This is a genomic window from Armatimonadota bacterium, assembly GCA_020354555.1.
Classification (GTDB): domain Bacteria; phylum Armatimonadota; class Hebobacteria.
Genome location: CP070648.1, coordinates 2,502,031 through 2,519,867, shown reverse-complemented (window position 1 = coordinate 2,519,867; position 17,837 = coordinate 2,502,031). Strand labels below are relative to the sequence as shown.

At 66.8% G+C, this 17,837-nt stretch carries 18 protein-coding genes; all 18 read left to right on the top strand.

The window, feature by feature from the left end:
* Positions 1-1,140 (top strand): DUF2207 domain-containing protein (locus JSV65_10315; protein UCH32986.1); only part of this gene is annotated, 1,140 nt, incomplete at its 5' end.
* A 455-nt stretch (positions 1,141-1,595) separates the two neighbouring features.
* The gene (locus tag JSV65_10310) at positions 1,596-3,044 is read left to right on the top strand and encodes a hypothetical protein (GenBank protein ID UCH32985.1); all 1,449 of its coding nucleotides are present in this window, start codon (positions 1,596-1,598) and stop codon (positions 3,042-3,044) included.
* 533 nt (positions 3,045-3,577) lie between these two features.
* A complete protein-coding gene (rplU, locus tag JSV65_10305) occupies positions 3,578-3,910 on the top strand; it encodes a 50S ribosomal protein L21 (GenBank protein UCH32984.1) in 333 nt (110 codons plus the stop codon).
* Between the two features lie 15 nt (positions 3,911-3,925).
* Positions 3,926-4,189 carry a 50S ribosomal protein L27 gene (gene rpmA / locus JSV65_10300; protein ID UCH32983.1) on the top strand — a complete coding sequence of 88 codons (264 nt, stop codon included), beginning with the start codon at positions 3,926-3,928 and terminating at the stop codon, positions 4,187-4,189.
* A gap of 42 nt (positions 4,190-4,231) precedes the next feature.
* Entirely contained in the window at positions 4,232-5,500 is a 1,269-nt protein-coding gene (gene obgE / locus JSV65_10295; GenBank protein ID UCH36747.1) for a GTPase ObgE, read from the top strand.
* Positions 5,501-5,520: 20 nt separating this feature from the next.
* Complete coding sequence (locus JSV65_10290) at positions 5,521-6,786, top strand: glutamate-5-semialdehyde dehydrogenase (GenBank protein ID UCH32982.1); 1,266 nt, start codon at positions 5,521-5,523, stop codon at positions 6,784-6,786.
* 122 nt (positions 6,787-6,908) lie between these two features.
* Positions 6,909-7,532, top strand: a complete 624-nt coding sequence (locus JSV65_10285) for a nicotinate-nucleotide adenylyltransferase (GenBank protein ID UCH32981.1) — start codon at positions 6,909-6,911, stop codon at positions 7,530-7,532.
* A 2-nt stretch (positions 7,533-7,534) separates the two neighbouring features.
* Positions 7,535-7,792 carry an RNA-binding protein gene (locus tag JSV65_10280; protein UCH32980.1) on the top strand — a complete coding sequence of 86 codons (258 nt, stop codon included), beginning with the start codon at positions 7,535-7,537 and terminating at the stop codon, positions 7,790-7,792.
* A 404-nt stretch (positions 7,793-8,196) separates the two neighbouring features.
* A complete protein-coding gene (locus JSV65_10275) occupies positions 8,197-9,399 on the top strand; it encodes an LCP family protein (protein ID UCH32979.1) in 1,203 nt (400 codons plus the stop codon).
* 7 nt (positions 9,400-9,406) lie between these two features.
* The gene (gene rsfS, locus JSV65_10270) at positions 9,407-9,766 is read left to right on the top strand and encodes a ribosome silencing factor (protein UCH36746.1); all 360 of its coding nucleotides are present in this window, start codon (positions 9,407-9,409) and stop codon (positions 9,764-9,766) included.
* Positions 9,767-9,789: 23 nt separating this feature from the next.
* On the top strand, positions 9,790-10,476 hold the full coding sequence (locus JSV65_10265) for a tetratricopeptide repeat protein (GenBank protein ID UCH32978.1): 687 nt from the start codon (positions 9,790-9,792) through the stop codon (positions 10,474-10,476).
* Between the two features lie 10 nt (positions 10,477-10,486).
* On the top strand, positions 10,487-11,104 hold the full coding sequence (locus tag JSV65_10260; GenBank protein UCH32977.1) for a SagB/ThcOx family dehydrogenase: 618 nt from the start codon (positions 10,487-10,489) through the stop codon (positions 11,102-11,104).
* Complete coding sequence (locus JSV65_10255) at positions 11,104-11,649, top strand: SPOR domain-containing protein (GenBank protein UCH32976.1); 546 nt, start codon at positions 11,104-11,106, stop codon at positions 11,647-11,649. The genes JSV65_10260 and JSV65_10255 overlap by 1 nt, the downstream gene beginning before the upstream one ends.
* Positions 11,650-11,748: 99 nt before the next feature.
* Complete coding sequence (hrcA, locus tag JSV65_10250) at positions 11,749-12,768, top strand: heat-inducible transcription repressor HrcA (GenBank protein UCH32975.1); 1,020 nt, start codon at positions 11,749-11,751, stop codon at positions 12,766-12,768.
* 132 nt (positions 12,769-12,900) lie between these two features.
* The gene (locus JSV65_10245; GenBank protein ID UCH32974.1) at positions 12,901-14,475 is read left to right on the top strand and encodes a TCP-1/cpn60 chaperonin family protein; all 1,575 of its coding nucleotides are present in this window, start codon (positions 12,901-12,903) and stop codon (positions 14,473-14,475) included.
* A 174-nt stretch (positions 14,476-14,649) separates the two neighbouring features.
* A complete protein-coding gene (gene grpE, locus JSV65_10240) occupies positions 14,650-15,276 on the top strand; it encodes a nucleotide exchange factor GrpE (protein ID UCH32973.1) in 627 nt (208 codons plus the stop codon).
* Positions 15,277-17,127: a molecular chaperone DnaK gene (dnaK, locus tag JSV65_10235; protein UCH32972.1), complete on the top strand. Its 1,851-nt coding sequence runs from the start codon at positions 15,277-15,279 to the stop codon at positions 17,125-17,127.
* A gap of 270 nt (positions 17,128-17,397) precedes the next feature.
* The coding region (locus tag JSV65_10230; protein ID UCH36745.1) for a hypothetical protein at positions 17,398-17,837 on the top strand (440 nt) is incomplete at its 3' end.

The window sequence follows — 17,837 nt, the reverse complement described above, 5'->3', positions numbered from 1 at the left end:
GCTGCAGTCCTCGCGTCGGTGCTCGCGGAGGAGGGGCGGTGGGCCAAGAGCGCCAACCGCAGACGCATTCTGTTCGCGCTGCCGCTCATCCTGGCCATCGGCGGTCCGCTCGTCGCGCTCGTGCTGTACCTAGTCTTCGGACGGGAGTACCGCCTCGACGACCGGCCCGAGTATGTGCGCGAAACCGACGATTGGACGCCGAATGAGGTCGGCTATCTGTGGAAGTGGGGAACGCTTAATGCGACCGACATGACGGCAACCGTCATGGATCTGGTTCGCCGCGGCGCGCTTAAGCTGGAGGTGCGGCAAGAAGCGCACCCGCGCCTCGGCGGGCTTCTCGGCGAGCGGATGGAGGATGAGCATTATCTCCAATGGGTGGGGGACTACGAGGACGACCTGAAACCGTCCGAGCGGCATTTGATCGAGGACATGCTGTTCCGGGATCGCAGGCCCGGCGATGTCGTGTCGCTGGAGACGTTTGCGAAGTCGGCAAGCGCCGCCCCTGCGGCTACGCGCAAGCGCTACGGGCGGTGGCGCAAAGCTGCGCAGGCCGAAGCGAAACGATTCCCAATTACCGACCCCAAGAGCAAGGTCGCGATGGGCATCGGAATCGCCGTGGGGTTCGTGATGTTTCTGTCCGTGTTCCTGCTTGGCCCCCTGACCGAGTCGCCGCTTGCCTTCCTGCCGCCCTTTGTGGGCTTCGGGGTCATAGCGGCCAGCGTCGCAGGCATACGGCGCCGCACACCACAGGCCGCGATGGCGCTCCACCGCTGGCAGGCGTTCCGCCGCTACCTCACGGATTTCTCGGACCTCGAGGACTACCCGCCTCCGGCGGTTGTGCTGTGGGAGCACTATCTGGTGTTCGCCGTCACCCTCGGTGTCGCGGAGCGCGTGGTAGAGCAATTCCGGGAGTTGTACCCGCAGGTCGCGGCGGCCGGCGTCGGCGGGGCGTTTGCCAACTGGACCGTCGGCGGTCAGAGCCCGCTGTCGGGGATGAGTTCGATGCAGAGCGCTTTCTCCTCCTTCAGCAGCGCGATCTCCACGGCGACGAGTTCCTTTAGCTGCAGCTCCGGCGGGGGAGGAGGATTCTCCGGCGGTGGCGGTGGGGGCGGAGGAGGCGGCGGTGGGGGCGCGGGCTAAGCCCGGCCGGCGCCGATGCCGCGAGTTCCGATGCGCAACCCGTTCACCCTCCAGGAGCGGGCAGACCTCCCTGACGTCTTCAACCCACGAGGGCACGTTTCCCATCTGCAGTTGCCCGGGGAGATGATCGCCGCGTAGCCGGCTCAGCACATTGTGGGCTTGACAAAGTGCCCCAGGGGGCTACGCTGTAGACGGGAGAGGCCCGGTGTTGCCTCAACCGCCACAGCACCTGCACACGAGTACCGGGAGGTTCGCGAGCGTGATGTGGGTCTCCTCTGTCACGGGCGCAGTCGCGCCCTCTGCTGGCTTGTACGCAACTTCCGCACTGTGTATCTTGCCCCATGCAGCCCAGCGCATCCAAGAAGACTGGATAGACAAAGGCTACGCAGTGAGACGCCTCAGCCCCCAGTAGCCTTGTGACTGGGCGGAAGCGAAACACGCTGGAGGTTGGCACCATGAGAGAGCAGAGCAGGCACAGGAATCGCGTGGCCCAAGCTCGTGCTTGGCTCCTTCTCGGCGCGCTGCTGACAGCGTTTGCCGCGGCGGGGGCGGCCGCAGCACAGAGCATCACCCCGCAGACGCTGTTCGAACTCAGCTATGGTGACGCCGAGGATGAGATAGGCGTGGAGGTCCCGAACCGGGGCGAAGGTCGTCCCATTGGGCCAGCGGGCTTGGCGGTGGGCCGGTCGGGTGACGTGTATATCTCTGACTACGTCCAACGCAGAGTGAAACGGTTTGACCAGGACGGGAACCTGGTCACGGCGACCGAGGGGGAGGCGTTCAACCTGGGTCGTCCCGCCGTCGGCCCGAACGGCGAGATGCTTGTTGTCGCTGGCGCTGGCGCAAACGAGATCCTGATGTTCGATCCCGATGGAACGCGCGTTACGTCCGTGAGGGACGAAGACGGCGTGGTGATCGAAGCCCGCGGCGGCGACTACATACTGGGTCAGATCGGGGCGTGGATGACCTCGCACGGCCTCCATCCGAGGGTGCATCCGTCGTTCCTGTACTTTGATGCAACTGGCCGGTTCTTCGTCGGCGTCTGGGGGCCTGACTTCGAGCCGGGGGTGGTGGGGGCGCGAGGACGCGTCTTTGTGTTCACCCCGGATCTGCGGATCACCGCCGTCATGCTCGGCGATTTCGTCGATCCCCAGGGGCGAGTGTATTCGGCATCTGGCCCCTGGGTGGAGCGGATCAGCCGGCGCTTCGAGGTTCGCGCCCCGGATGGGACCTTCCTGGGAGAAGTGGATATCCCCTCGCCTCAGACCACTGCGCAGATCCTGCCTTGGATGGGGGGCGAGAAGGGAGGTGTCTGGTACTACATGGTGGATCAAGTGGGGAGTATCTACTTGGTCGACCTCGTTTCCCGTGTCACCACAGGTAAGGAGCCCTTCTTCTTAACGGAGAGCCTGTGGGTGAACGCCGATACATCAGTGGTTCGGCTTGATTCCCGGGGTGCTTTGCTGGCAGCGTTACGTCTTCCAGGCAGGCCGTTTTCGAACTGTAAGGGGGTCTTCGTGGCGCCTAGCGGGGACATCTACTACTTCGACTTCGGCCCCGAGTCGGTCGGAGTCAATGTGATCTACGCAGATTCGCTCGCCGCCGCAGCAAGCCAATCACCATCGAAGATCGTCGCTGTTCGAAGTCCGCTGCCGCCCGAGCAGCGGACAGTGGCGCTGCGGCGCGGTCTTGACGCGCCCGGCTGGCACTTTGCCTGGGACTCCGCGTCGCGCCGGGCGGTTGCGAACAAGGCAGGAGTGCGCGTCGAGGTCGCTATCGGCAGTCGCGAAGCTCGCATCAACGGGGCGACGACGCGGCTTGCCAGGCCTGCGTATTTGGCATCGGGCCGCACCCGTGTCCCCTGCTCATTCATTGCGCAAGTGGCCCGAATTACGGGCGGATGAGGGTAATCCTCTGCCACCAGCACCCGTTGGGTCCGACCTTCGCCCTTGCTGTTCACGGCGACCGGGTATGCGCGGAGCATGACGTAAGCTGGAACCTTCCCGCGCCGTACACCACCGAGGGCCCGAGCTACTTCGACCCGCTGATCAGCATGCGGCGAGGCGGGGCGTCATACCATTATGTGCTGGATCAGCTCGGCAGCGTCGGCGCTGACCGATGTGACACAGGCGGTCAGAGACGCCTATGCCTATGACGCCTTCGGCAGCAATATCACCGCGATTGGTTCCACCCCGAATCCGCACCGGCGCGCCAGCTCCACTTGCCGCTGCTTATTCGCCGAGAGGGGGAGCACGGCGACGCGGATCCGCACCTGATCCAACCCGCCCTAGCGCTCACACGTCTTCAGCCGGGCAGGGGATATTCGCCGTTTGCAGTTGTACGGGGACACAATCGCTATGCTACCAGAGTCAACTCGGCCAGGCTTGACAGACGGGCGCGCTTTTTGTTAGCATTATCTCCCGTGTGGGGCGAATCCATGTACGCAATCCTCGAAACCGGTGGCAAGCAATACCGCGTCCAGGAGCAATCGGTGCTCGATGTCGAGGCACTGCTGGCGGCTCCCGGCGAACGAGTCGCGATCGACCGCGTGCTCATGGTCGGCGATGATTCCGGCGTCCGCGTCGGCACGCCGACGGTGGAGGACGCGCAGGTCATCTGTCGCGTGCTGGCGCACGGTCGCGGGCCGCGCGTTCGCGTGTTCAAGTACAAGCCGAAGAAGAACTACCGGCGGCTGCGCGGGCATCGCCAGCGCGTGACGCGCCTGCTCGTCGAGCGCATCGAGGCCGGCGCGGAGAAACAGGCCGACTAGCGGAGGCGCTTCCGTATGGCACATAAGAAGGGCATGGGCAGTACCCGCAACGGGCGGGACAGTAAATCGAAGCGGCTGGGGGTGAAGGTGTTTGCCGGCGAGATGGTCAAGCCCGGCAGCATCATCGTCCGCCAGCGCGGAACCAAGGTGCGGCCGGGGCTCAACGTCGGTATCGGCGGCGATCACACCCTGTTCGCCAAGGCTGCGGGCACGGTTGTGTATGAGGGCTCGGGCAACGGAGGCCGGCGGGTCAGCGTACTTCCCGTGGCGGCCGCCTAGGCGCCCACCAGGCGCGGAGTTAGGTTGTCGGGTTCGCAATCCATCCTCGTTGACGAAGCGAAAGTCTTCGTTCAAGCGGGGGACGGCGGGAACGGCGCAACGAGCTTTCGCCGGGAGCGCCATGTGCCGCGGGGTGGACCCGATGGAGGGGACGGAGGCAGCGGCGGCGACGTATGGGTGCGCGCGAATGCAAAGGTGCGCACCCTTGTTGATTTCTTGAGGAAGAGCCACTTTCGCGCCCAGCGCGGCGGCCACGGAGCGGGCGCCAACAAGACCGGCGAGCGCGGCGCGGACGTCGAAATAATGGTTCCAGCCGGTACCGTGATGTACGACGCGAACACGGGCGCGCAACTCGCCGACCTCGCGCAGCCCGGCGACGCATGCCTTGCGGCGCGCGGCGGCCGCGGCGGGCGCGGGAACGCGCGATTCGCCACCGCCGTGCGGCGGACCCCGCGCTTCGCCGAGAAAGGCGAGCCCGGCGAGCGGCGTTGGCTGCGCCTGGAACTCAAGCTGCTTGCCGATGTCGGCATCATCGGCATGCCCAACGCCGGCAAGTCCACCCTCCTCAGCCGCATGTCCGCGGCCAAGCCCAAGATCGCTGATTACCCGTTTACGACCCTCGCGCCTAACCTCGGCGTCGCGCACACCCCCGAGGGCAAGAGCTTCATTGTCGCCGATCTCCCCGGTCTCGTGGAAGGCGCCCACGCCGGCCGCGGGCGAGGTCACGATTTCCTGCGCCATATCGAGCGCACGAGACTGCTGGTGCACGTCGTTGACCTGGCCGCCGACGGGCGCGACCCCCACGACGATTTCCGCGTCGTCAACGAGGAACTCAAGGCGTACCCTGCCGATTTGTCGCGGCTCCCGCATCTCGTCGCAGCGAATAAGCTCGACCTGCCCGCGGCTGCGGAACGGCTCGACTCGTTCACGCGCGCGCTGCGCGACGCGGGATTCGAGGTCCTCCCGATCTCGGCCGTCACCGGCGACGGCGTGGCGGAATTGGTGTACCGCTGCGCTGACCTCGTGGAGGAGCTAGCGCCTGCCGAGGAGAACGTTGAACCTCGGGTATTTGTCCCGACGCCGGAGGCCGAGCCGCTGAATGTCGAACGCGTCGGCGACGGCCTCTACGCGGTCACCGGGTCGGCGGTGGAGAAGCTGATCGCGCGCACCGATCTGGACAGCGACGATGCGGTGGGCAGTATTCAGAGCCGGCTCGAGCGCATGGGCGTGGTCGAGCGCCTGCGCGACCTCGGGGCGAAGCACGGCGATAAGGTGCTCATCGGCGAGCAGCAGTTCGATTTCCTGGATTGAACGACGCGAGTCAACACGCGATGACCGTTACGAGCGCAGAGCAGGAAGTCATTGACAAGGCGCAGGCGGCGCATGTCGCAGCCCGCGACATGGCCGCGCTGCGAACGCTGGCGAAGAACCGCGCGTTGACCGCCATGGCCGACGCGCTGACGGAGCGGCAGCAGTTCGTCCTTGACGCCAATAGCGCGGATGTGCGGGCGGCCCGCGACGCGGGGCTCTCCGAGGCGCTCGTTGACCGCCTGCTGCTGAGCGAGAAACGTATCGCAGCCATGGCGGCGGGGTTGCGCGAGGTGGCGGCGCTGCCGGATCCCGTGGGCGAGGTCATCGAGGGCTGGCGGCGACCCAACGGACTCGAGATCCTCAAGGTGCGTGTGCCGCTCGGCGTGGTCAGCATGATCTACGAGTCGCGGCCCAACGTGACCGTGGACGCGGCAGGGCTGTGCATGAAGGCGGGTAACGCGGTCGTCTTGCGCGGGGGCTCCGAGGCGCTGCGGTCAAACGTCGCCCTCGCCCGCGTCATTGCGGATGCCGCGTACGCTGCGGGCGTGCCGCAGGGCGCGCTGCAACTCATCGAAACGGCGGAGCGTGCGGCGGCGCAGCAATTGATGCGGCTCAACCAGTACGTTGACGTGCTCATTCCGCGCGGCGGCGAAGGGTTGATCCGCGCGGTCGTCGAGAACTCCACCGTGCCGGTGATCGAAACCGGCGTCGGCAACTGCCACGTCTACGTTGATGAATCCGCGGATCTGGACATGGCGGAGCGCATCGTCATCAACGCGAAATGCCAGCGCCCGGGCGTGTGCAACGCGTGCGAGACGCTGCTCGTGCATCGCGCCGTGGCGGCGCGATTTCTCAAGCAGGTCGGCCCGGCCCTCGTTGGGCAGGGCGTCGAGCTGCGCGGATGCGATCTCACGCGCGAGGTGCTGCCCGAGGCCGGCGAGGCGACGGACGACGACTGGCGCGCCGAATACCTCGACCTCATCCTCGCGGTGCGCGTGGTTGAGAGCTTTGAGGACGCGCTGGCCCACATTGCGACCTACAGCACGAAGCATTCCGAGGCAATCATCACCGGGGACTACGAGCGCGCGCAGCGCTTCTGCGAGGGCGTGGATGCAGCCGCCGTGTACGTCAACGCCTCGACGCGCTTCACCGACGGCGGAGAGTTCGGCCTCGGCGCGGAGATCGGAATCAGCACGCAGAAACTCCACGGCCGCGGCCCGATGGGCCTGCGCGAGCTGACGACGTACAAATACGTGATCCAGGGGGCGGGCCAGATTCGGCAGTGAGGATGCGATCTCGCTGCGCCCGCCGCTAAGGTTGGTTGCGCCCGTTTCGCGGGCGATGATCGAAGGCGGTCGCCGTTGCGGGCGCGGTTGAGTGAGATTCGCGGGAAAAGGACGCTGCGGAAATGCGTCTCGGTGTCATGGGCGGCACTTTCGACCCGATCCACTACGGGCACTTGGTGGCGGCGGAAGAGGCCAGGGCGTGCTTCGGCCTCGACGTGGTCACGTTTGTGCCGTGTGGTCAGCCGCCGCACAAGAAGGACTACGCCGTCACGACGCCGGAGCACCGCTACGCCATGACAGTGACTGCGACATGCACCAATCCGCACTTCAGCACCTCGCGCATCGAGTTGGAGCGCGACGGGCCATCGTACACGATAGACACTCTGCATCAGCTTCACGGCGAGCACCCGGCGGCAGAGCTGTTCTTCATCACCGGCGCCGACGCCGTGCACGAGCTTCTCACCTGGCGCGATCCGGAGCAGCTTGTTGCGTCGTGTCAGCTCATCGCGGTGACGCGTCCGGGTTATGATCTCGACGGACTGGAACGGGACCTCGGCGACCTCGCCCGCAGGGTGCGTGCCATCGAAGCGCCGGGGGTCAACATATCGTCCACTCAGATCCGGGAACGAGTGGCGCGCGGGCAATCCATCAAGTACCTGACACCGGAGCCGGTGGAGGCGTACATTGCGAAGCACCGCCTCTACCGCGACGGTAACCATCAGTCCGTGGAGAAAGGAGGTGAATAGGGATGCCCGTCACGCTCTACGTCGGGAATCTGCCGTGGAGCCTGACCGAGGACGAATTGGCGGAAGCGTTCAACTCGGTTGGGCCGGTGCAGGCGGCGCGGATTATCACCGACCGCGAAACAGGCCGGTCGCGGGGATTCGGCTTCGTGGACTTGTCCGACGAGGATGCCGCTCGAGCGATTCAGACGATGGACGGCTTTGAGCTCAAAGGCCGCAGGCTGATCGTGAACGAGGCGCGCCCGCGCGCGAGGCGGTTCTGACGGCCGCGGACGCGTCTGGGTTTTGGACTGGTGAAGTGCTTGCCGGGGCAAGGTATTGGCGACAACGCTCGGCTCGGAGGGAAGTTCTAGTTGCGACCAGGCAGCGATGGTATGATATTCTCGTGTCGCCGATGGGTGACGCCGAGCTGCCGCGGGTTTCGGCCCACCAGGGAATCAGTTAGGCTTAGGTCTGAATTGCGGATTGGGGCGATGGTGATTCCGCGTCTGGGAATGGTCCGCGCGCTATCAATATTCATTCTCGCTTCCCTCCTCTTTGCATCATTGCCGGCTATCATCGCCGGCGCCGGAGTCTCGTGAGACCGGCTGCCGTCGCCGGGATCATGGAGTGGCGACAGCGGTTGGCTGCCGCTCGCATGTGAGATATGGTGAAGGTAGTTCCGAGTGTGAAGACGAGAAACGGCGGCACCCACCGCTGGTGGTGGTGGGTGCTCGTGCCGTTGATAGTGCTGGGCGCCGTTGGAGCCGCCGGGGTCATCTACATGCAGTACCTCGGGCTGCAGCCGGTGCGTCAGGGCCTGGGCCTACTGCGCAATCAGCCGTTCGGCGGCCGCAAGCAGGTCAGCATACTGGTCCTGGGCGTGGACAGCGATAAGGACCCGCGGCGCTCCGACACGATCATGGTGGCACGGGTCGACCTGACGCAGCAGCGCCTCGGCGTGGTTTCCATCCCGCGCGATTTCCATGTCGCGATACCGGGCCACGGGACACAGAAGATCAACGGCGCATACAGCTTGGGCGGCGTTGACCTGGCGCGGCGTACGGTCGAGAGCTTGATCGGGATCCCGTGCGACTACTTCATCACGATCAACTCGCCGGGGCTGGCGCAGCTGGTGGACGCGCTCGGCGGGGTCGAGGTCAACGTTGACAAGCGGATGTACTACCGCGACCGCCGCGGCGGGCTGTACATCGACCTGCAGCCCGGCGAGCAGCGCCTCAACGGAGAGCAAGCGGTCGGGTATGTCCGCTACCGCCACGACCGCATGGGCGACCTCAAGCGCATCGAGCGCCAGCAGGCGTTCCTGCGCGCCGTGCTCGGGGAAGCGCTCCAGCCGCGCAACATACCCCGCCTGCCAAAACTGCTCAAGCTGTTCACCGAAACGGTGCAGACCGATCTCATGGCTGACGACCTCCAGGGGATCGCGCGACTCGTCGAGGAAATGGGTCCCGACGCGGCTAAGGCGGCGACGCTGAGCGGCACGCCCGTGGATATCCGCGGCATCAGCTGCCTCGAGCCCGACTACCAGCAAGTGGCGCGCGCGGTCAACCAGGTGCTGTTGGGCGTGCCGCCGCGCGTGGCTATCGTCAACGCAACCGAGATACCGGGGGTCGAGAGCGGACTCGTCCACCGGCTCACGAGCGGCGGATATGAAGTTGTCGAAGCGCGCTTCGCCAGTCATGCGGCGGCGACGACCGAGATCGTGGATCGCGCGCAGTACCCGGAGGAGGCCGCCGAGATCCGGCGTTGGTTGAAGTGCGGCGTCGTGGTCAAGGCGAACGGGGAAGAGGTGCCTGGCGCCGACATCACGGTGCTGCTCGGCACTGATTACCTTGGCACAGAACAGAACGAAGAAGCAGTCACTCGATAGACCCGGAATCGCAACCGCGAAACCGCGTACCTCGCGCCAGAAAGCGTTGCTCGCGGCCTCGGTTCTGGCGGGCAGGAAGGCCCAGCGGCCGGTCATTCTCGACCTGCGCAAGCTCACCATCATCGCCGACTACTTCGTGATCTGCCACGGCACGTCAGACGTGCACGTCCGTGCGCTGGCGGAGCATCTCGACGAGGAGATGGCCGCGCGTGGCCTCAGGCGCGTCTCCGCGCAGGGGCTCCAGGAGGGGCACTGGGTGCTGCTCGATCTCGGCGACGTTATCGTCCACGTCTTCGGGGAGTTCGAGCGCGGGTTCTATGACCTGGAGCGGCTGTGGGGAGACGCGCCCACGATCGAAGTCCCCTGAGCGCCGGAGGGCGCCGCAGCGACATGTCTGACAACGCGCGAGACGACGATATCGCCGAGGCGCGCATCGAGCCGCTGCTCGTAGACGCCAACCGCCTGCGCGCCAGGGGCGACTTCGAGGCCGCCGAGCAGCGATGCCGGGAAGCTCTCGCCGCTGCGCCGGGTAACTGGGAGGCGCACGAACTCCTCGGCGACATACTGTATCAGCAGCGGCGCGGCACGGACGCCATCGAACACTACCGGCTGGCGCGGGCGGGCAACCCGCAGCGCCCCGTGCTGGAGGACAAGATCGGGCGCGCCAGCTTGCTTCTGGCAGAGAAGGAGATCCTGCGCCTGCGCGCCGAGGACCTGCTCGCCGGCAGACGAGATGACGTCCCGCGGCGACCGGGCGTGGCGGCGCTGCTGTCCCTGATCGTGCCCGGCTTCGGGCAGATCTACAACCGCGAGCACCTCAAGGGCGCGATCGTGGTGGCGATCTGGTTGATGCTCGTGCTGGGCGTCGCCGGCGCCGCCTTGGGATCGCTTCACGGCACGGTGGGCGGCGGGCGGCTGGGGTTGGGCCAATTCGACCTCGCGGCAGTTTTCACCGTGTTCTTCTCGCGCCCCGCGCTGTGGTGGACGCTGCTCAGCATCGGGCTCTGGCTCTATGCGATCGCCGATGGCGCAATCCAGGCGGCGAAAACCATGATGGCGCCGGAGGATCTGGCGTGACGAGGTTCGCATGAAGCGCTTGGCCGAAGCCAAGATCGGCGACACCGTCGCTCTCCCACAGCCGGTCACGCAGGGCCGGATGTCGGTGGAGGAGGCGATTCGGCGGCGCCGGTCCTGTCGCGATTTCCGCGGCGAGGACCTGACCGTGGAGCAGGTGTCGCAGATATCGTGGTCGGCGCAAGGTATCACGGGCCCCCCGCACTTGCGCGCCGCCCCATCGGCCGGGGCCTGCTATCCCTTGGAGCTGTATCTCGTGTGCCGGCACGGCCTCTTCAGATACCTGCCGCACGAGCACGCCGTGGTCAAGACGAGCGAACGGGACCACAGAGAGCGCCTGGCGCGCGCCGCGCTGGGGCAAGCTTTCATCGCCGAGGCGCCGTTGACCGTCGCGCTCGCCGCGGTGTACGAGAGAACCACGCGGCGGTACGGCGATCGAGGCCTGCGGTACGTATATATGGATGTCGGCGTTGCCGCGGAGAACGTCCACCTTCAAGCGGAGGCGCTTGGCTTGGGCTCGGTGTCGGTGGGAGCGTTCGACGACAACGCCGTAGCCAGGGCGCTTGACCTGCCGGAACAGGAGCAGCCGGTTTACCTCATACCCGTCGGCAGGCGCGCAGGAGGAGATTGATGAGCCCCACGGGCTCGCGCAGTGCGCCGGGGCGGGCCGGCGGCGGAACCTCCGCCGTCGTGCTCGCCGTGCTGGTCGTCACCGTGACGTGTGCGCTCGGCGGCTTCTTCATCGGCCGCTATGTCCTCGGTGAGCAGTATCTCAAGATGGGCGCGGCGAGGATCCAGCAGCGGCCTGCGCCGTACGTGCCACCCAGCCGGCCGGTCGCGCCCCCGGTGGTCGAGGCGCCGGAGTCGGTCATTGAGCCGGCGGAGCAAGCGCCGCTGCCTCAGCGCCCGGAACCGGAAGCGACCGCGCCGCCGACCGCCGAGCGCGACACGACGGTCACCCTCCAGTTGGGCGCGTTCCTCAAGGTCGAGAACGCCCGCGCCCTGGTGCGCGATCTGCGCAACCGCGGATACTCCCCGGCTGTGGTGGTGGAGAAGCAAGGGCAGAGCACGGTGCATCGGGTGCAGATGGGACCGTTGTCACCGGAGCGCGCGCAGGCGCTGGCCTCCGACCTGCGGCGCCAGGGTTACGAGGTGGGCGTGCTAGAGAACAGGTGATGCTGCGCGGCCGGCGCGTCCGGCGGCGCATGGTCCGCGGGCGGCGCCGCTTGACAAATACGCGCGCCAATGGTAGTTATTCCTGTGGAGGGAGCAGCAGTGTTGAACACGCTCGACGAGCGCAAGCGGGTCATCCTGGGTGCGGTGGTCGAGCAATATGTCGCCACTGGCGAGCCGGTGAGCTCGGCCTGGGTGAGCGAGACCCGCGACCTGGGCGTGCGCGCGGCGACCGTCCGCAACGAGATGTCCGAGCTTGAAGAACTCGGCTGTCTCGACCACCCGCACACGTCAGCGGGGCGCGTGCCGACGGACCGTGGGTATCGCCTGTACGTGGAAGGCGTGATGTCGGATGCCGAATCGTCCGCTGACGCCGATCTCCTCCCGGAACTCACTCGCGAGCACGACGCCGAGCCGGCTTTGGCGACGGCGTGCCGCGCGCTCGCGCGCCTGACTCGCTACCTGTCGCTCGCGCAGCCCCCCCAGTGGGGCAATGAGAAGCTGCGCAACCTGCAGTTGGTGCGGCTGGACGCCCACCGCATGCTCGCCGTGCTCGTTACCGAGTCGGGCCGCATTCACCATGCCCTGCTCGAATTCGATCGCCTGCCGCGCCCCGGCCAGCTACGGGCGCTCGCCGCGGTGATCAATGATCAGTTCGTCGGCACCGCGCTGGGCGAGATCACCGGCGGACGCCTGGAGCAGGCGGTGCGCGACCTGTGGCCGCAGCGGTCCTTCGCGCGCGAGGCGCTGAAGGTGCTCGGCGCGAGCATGTCGTTCGCGGACGACATGCCGCTTCTCGTCGAGGGCGGAAGCCAGCTTCTCGCGATGCAGGAATTCCAGGAGGCCGAGGTCGCTCACGAGGTGTTCGCGCTGATCGAGGAGCGCTCGTATCTGTGCCAGCTGCTTGCGCGACAGCGACCGGGTCTCGCGGCGACGATTGGCGAGGAGGCCCGTCACCCGGCGATGCGCCACTGCGCGCTGATGTCCGCCACGTTCGAGGTACCCGGAGGCGGCATGGGCTGCATCGGTGTTCTCGGGCCCAAGCGGATGCGTTACCGGCCGGTGACGTCGGCGCTGCTGTGCGCCGCGCGCAATCTTCGCGCCGTATTCGCACACCAATAGGCAGGTTGAAGGGCGTCCCCGGCGAAGACCGGGTATGCGGAGCCAAGGGGCCGGACCGAGCCATCGAGCCACGGTTTGCCCCTTGTTTTGCGTATTGCCCGAAGGCTTGATTACACACGCGCGAGACTTCTTATGTCCGATGCCGAACGCGAGACGAAGAAGGCGACGAGTGACGGGACCGATCGCCTGTCAGCGCTGCTGGGCAACGCCGCCGCAATCCGCACCGTCGCGGCAGCCGTCGAGGGCACGCTCGGCCCCAAGGGCCTCGACTGCATGCTCGTGGATCGTCTCGGCGACGTCACGATCACCAACGACGGCTCCGCGATCCTCGACAAGATAGACGTCAACCACCCCGCTGCGCGTATGCTCGTCAACACAGCCAAGGCCCAGGACCGCCAGGTCGGCGACGGCACCACCACCACCACCATCCTGGCCGGCGCCCTGGTCACCGAGGGCGTGAACCAGGTCGCGAAAGGCGTGCCGGTCACCAAGGTCATCGAGGGCATCCGGGCCGGGCTGGAGCGCGCGGTCGAAGCGATCGAGAAGCGCAGCCGCACCATCGCGGATTTCGACGACCCGCTCCTGGCGCAAGCCGCCGTTATCGCCGGGCGCGGCGAGCGGCACATTGCTCAACTCGCGGTTGGCGCCGCCGGCCTCGTGGGCCGCGCCAAGCTGTCCGAGCCGGAGTTCCGCCTGCGTGATTGGATTGTCGCCCGGGAAGGAGCAGAGAACGAAGTCTTCTCCGGCATCATCGTCGAGAAGGAACGCATGAATCGGCAAATGCCGCGGGTCGTGCGGCGGGCGCGAATCTTGCTGGTTGACGATGCGCTGGAACCGGAGGAATTGGAGGACGAGGCCCTGGCGACGGACGCCGGCTTCGCCCGCTACCTCGAACTCAAGGGACGCTTCGCCGAAGCGCTCAAGCGCGTCCTGGCACTGGGGGTCAACGTCGTCGTTGTCGAACGGGCGGTGAGCGACGAGGCCGAAGAGGCGCTGACCGAGGCGGGCGCGATGGTGCTGCGGCGGGTATCTGCGCGCGACCTCGCCCGCATCGCCGAACATACCGGCGCGCGGCCGGTCAAGCGGACCGGGCTGGCGCGCGCGTCCGAGGAAATCGAGCGCTGTTTGGGCCGCGCGAAGATGGTCGCGGAGGACGAACGCTTGGGACACGTGCGGTTTGATGGCGGCAAGGGGCGGCACATGGCGACGCTGCTGATTGGCGCGGCAACCGCCGAGGTCAAGGAGGAGCGGCTTCGTATCGCTGAAGATGCCGCGAGCGCCGTGCAGCAGGCGCTGCTCGGAGGTGTGCTGCCGGGCGGAGGTGCGGCGGAGATGGCCGCGTCGCTCGAAGTGCAGCGGCTGCGCGAGTCAACCGGCGGCATGACGGCGTACGGCATTGACTGCGTCGTCGAGGCGCTCAAGCGTCCCTTGGCGCAGATCGTCTCCAATGCGGGGTTCAACCCCCTGGAGAAAATGGGTAACCTTATGGCGGAAATGGGTGGCGCCGGTGGCGACGCGCTTGCCATTGACTGCGATACCGGGGCAGTCGCCGATATGATGACCTTGGGCGTCGTGGACCCGACCACCGTGAAGGTGCACGCACTGCGCGCCGCCGGGGAGGTCGCCGAGGCCGTGCTCCGCATCAACACGATCATTCGCAAGCGGGATTCGGGCCCGGCCGCGGCCGCCGGAAGCAGCGATGCATGAGCGCGCGCGCCCCGTGCCGGTATCACTCCAACGAGTCTCCAATATTCGGGAAGGGCCACTATACTGCGGACAGCCGACTTGCGAAAACTCGTCCGGAGAGAGCCTTCTGAGGCATGTGCTACCTCTGGGGCGGCCCTGCTGTAGCATCCCAGACTCCTGAAGACAGGTGACGTCATGCCGAAGCCACGCAAAATCAGGATAAGCTCGGACGAGGCCCCGGACGAGCCGGCGCCCACTCGGGGAGCGCAAGCCGAGGAGCCGCAAGCAGTGCCGGAAGAGGCTGCCGCCGAGACGCCGGAAGCATGTATTCAGCGCCTGGAGGAACAGCTCGAGGCGGCGGAGCGGCGAGCGGAAGAGCTTAATGACAAGCACTTGCGAGCCCTGGCCGATCTCGAGAATTACCGTCGCCGTGCGCGCCAGGAACGGGCGGACACCGCGCGTTCCGGTGAGGCCGCGATCCTGCTCGAGGTGCTGCCGGTGCTTGATGGCTTCGGCCGGGCGGTTGAGGCGGCGGAAGAATCGAACGATGCGGCGGCTTTGATAGCCGGGGTCAAGATGATCCACGACCAACTCCTGGAGGCGCTCAAGCGCAAGGGCGTGCGCCCGATCGAAGCGGAGGGCGCGCCTTTCGACCCGATGTACCACGACGCGGTCGGCAAGGTGGAAACCGCCGAGCGGCCGGATGGCACGGTCGCGGTGGAGATCCAAAAGGGCTACATGCTCGGCGACCGTGTGTTGCGGCCGAGCCGCGTCTTGGTCGCCGTGCACCCTGCCCCCGCGGCGGGCCCCGAGGAGTCGTAGTTGGCGGATATCATAGGCATCGACCTGGGCACGACCAACTCCGCCGTGGCGGCGATGCACGCCGGCGAGCCGGTGATCATCCCCACCGCCGAGGGCGGCCGTCTGTGCCCCTCGGTCGTCGCGTTCACCAAATCGGGCGAGCGGCTCGTCGGCCAGGTGGCGAAGCGCCAGGCCGTGGCCAACGCTGCGCGCACGATCCTCTCCGTCAAACGCCACATGGGCACCGACTGGCACGTCGAGATTGACGGCAGGAGCTTCACCGCGCCTGAGATCTCGGCTGCAATCCTGGAGAAGCTGCGCGCCGACGCGGAGGCTTTCCTCGCCGCGCCGGTGCGCCAAGCGGTGATTACGGTGCCGGCCTATTTCTCCGACGCTCAGCGTCAGGCCACGCGCGACGCGGTCCGTATCGCCGGTCTCGACGTCGTCAGGATCATCAACGAGCCCACTGCTGCCGCGCTCGCGTACGGACTCGACAAGCAGAACGTTCATACTGTGCTGGTGTGGGACCTCGGCGGCGGGACGTTTGACGTTTCCGTACTCGAGCTCGGCGAGGGGATATTCGAAGTCAAGGCGACCTCCGGGGATACGCACCTCGGAGGCGACGACTGGGACCAGCGCATCGTTGACTGGCTCGCCGATGAGTGCACGTCGGAACAGGCTGTCGAACTCCGCGATGATGCGAACGCGCTGCAGCGCCTCAAAGAGGCGGCCGAACGAGCCAAGATCGAGCTGTCGAGCACGTTGACCACTCGCATCAGCCTTCCCTTCATCGGTGCTCGGGGAGACACCCCCATCCACCTCGAGCGCGAGCTGACGCGCGCGCACCTCGAGCACATGACCTCGGACCTGCTCGCCCGCGTGATCGAGCCGACGAGAATGGCGATGAGCGATGCCGGGATCGGCAAGCAGGATCTCGAAAGCATCATTCTCGTCGGCGGCCTGACGCGCATGCCGGCCGTCGTTCACCTCGTCCGGGAGTTCTTCGGCAGGGAGCCGCACCAGGAAATCAACCCCGACGAGGTGGTCGCCGTGGGCGCCGCGATCCAGGCCGCCATCCTGGCGGGGCAGATCAGCGAAGTCGTCCTGCTCGACGTCACGCCGCTCTCCCTCGGCATCGAGACCATGGGCGGCCTGTTCACCGGCCTCATCTCGCGCAACACGACCATCCCGGTGCGCAAGACGGAGACTTTCACCACCGGCACCGACAATCAGGCCGCGGTTGACATCCACGTCCTCCAGGGCGAGCGCGACATGGCGGAGGACAACATCAGCCTCGGCCGGTTCCAGCTCGCCGGGATCCGGCCCGCGCCCAAAGGCATTCCGCGCATCAAGGTAACCTTCGACATAGACGTCAACGGCATCGTCCAGGTGTCGGCGCGGGATGTCGCGACGGGGCACGAGCGCGAGGTGCAGGTTACGCCGTCTTCCGGGCTGACCCCCGAGCGCGTTGACGAGCTGATTGAGGAGGCGGAGAAGAACCGTGACCGCGATCGTCGCAGGCGCCAGGCCGCCGAGTTGCACTTGCGAATAGACGACCTCTTGGCGGGTGCGGATCGCGCGCTCGCCGACGCGTTGGAGAGGCTCCCATCCGCGTCCACGCAGCCCCTGGTTGAGGCGATGGACAAGGCGAAGCAAGCCCAGGCGACCCCCGCACTCGTCTTGCTCAGAGATGCCGCGGAGGCGCTCGAGCGCACGACTTACGAAGTGACCGAGGCGCTCTATCGTTACAATGCGGCGGAACAGGCGGCCCGCGCCGCTGGCGTATCGGTGGCCGACGCGGGACAAGGGCTGCCGGCGCCGGAGTCCGAAGAGCCTAGCGCCACCAGCCAAACGCCGCCCGAGGATGAGTAGGGGGCTGCGGCGGAGGCGCGCAGATCGCGTGACGTGGGTGCGCGGGATGATCGCCGCCGCTTGGCGGCTGTTGCGGGCCTCAAGCCGCGACGACCTGCGCCGATCCGGTGCCCCCAGGGCCGCAGTGCCGTGGTTCGACCGACGCTGCTCGCGGCTTCGCTGTGGCTGAACGCAATGGTGCCATTTGCGGCGGGCAACGGGGCAGGGCGACGAGAGCGACTGCGGTCGTCTTGACACCCCCAGGCGGCCCGCCTATAATAACGGAGTTTCATGGAGCGTCGGACCATTCAGCGGGAGGAGCGCATCGAAGCACTGTTGGAGACACCCGTTTCGCGAGAACACCAGACCGCCTTACCCGCAGGCGAGGAGGGCAATAACGAGATGGACGAGGGCGGGAATTTCGCCAGGATCAAAGTGATCGGTTTGGGCGGCGCCGGCAGTAATGCGGTGGACCGGATGATCGCCGCTGGGCTGCGCGGGGTCGAGTTCATCGCTGCCAATACTGATGCCCAGGCGTTGGGGCTCTGCCAAGCGGAACGCAAGCTGCAACTGGGCCAGGACGTGACGCGCGGCCTCGGCGCCGGCGGCGCGCAGGCCGAGGAGAGCCGGCAGGAGATGAAGAACGCGCTCGAGGGCGCGGACATGGTCTTCATTACCGCGGGTATGGGCGGCGGCACCGGCACCGGCGGGTGCCCGGTGGCAGCCGAGGT

Bases quoted from the DNA above. Each gene is read 5' to 3' on its own strand.
- JSV65_10310 (UCH32985.1), top strand. From the start codon at position 1,596: ATGAGAGAGCAGAGCAGGCACAGGAATCGCGTGGCCCAAGCTCGTGCT.
- rplU (UCH32984.1), top strand. From the start codon at position 3,578: ATGTACGCAATCCTCGAAACCGGTGGCAAGCAATACCGCGTCCAGGAG.
- rpmA (UCH32983.1), top strand. From the start codon at position 3,926: ATGGCACATAAGAAGGGCATGGGCAGTACCCGCAACGGGCGGGACAGT.
- JSV65_10290 (UCH32982.1), top strand. From the start codon at position 5,521: ATGACCGTTACGAGCGCAGAGCAGGAAGTCATTGACAAGGCGCAGGCG.
- JSV65_10285 (UCH32981.1), top strand. From the start codon at position 6,909: ATGCGTCTCGGTGTCATGGGCGGCACTTTCGACCCGATCCACTACGGG.
- JSV65_10280 (UCH32980.1), top strand. From the start codon at position 7,535: ATGCCCGTCACGCTCTACGTCGGGAATCTGCCGTGGAGCCTGACCGAG.
- JSV65_10265 (UCH32978.1), top strand. From the start codon at position 9,790: ATGTCTGACAACGCGCGAGACGACGATATCGCCGAGGCGCGCATCGAG.
- JSV65_10260 (UCH32977.1), top strand. From the start codon at position 10,487: ATGAAGCGCTTGGCCGAAGCCAAGATCGGCGACACCGTCGCTCTCCCA.
- JSV65_10255 (UCH32976.1), top strand. From the start codon at position 11,104: ATGAGCCCCACGGGCTCGCGCAGTGCGCCGGGGCGGGCCGGCGGCGGA.
- JSV65_10245 (UCH32974.1), top strand. From the start codon at position 12,901: ATGTCCGATGCCGAACGCGAGACGAAGAAGGCGACGAGTGACGGGACC.
- grpE (UCH32973.1), top strand. From the start codon at position 14,650: ATGCCGAAGCCACGCAAAATCAGGATAAGCTCGGACGAGGCCCCGGAC.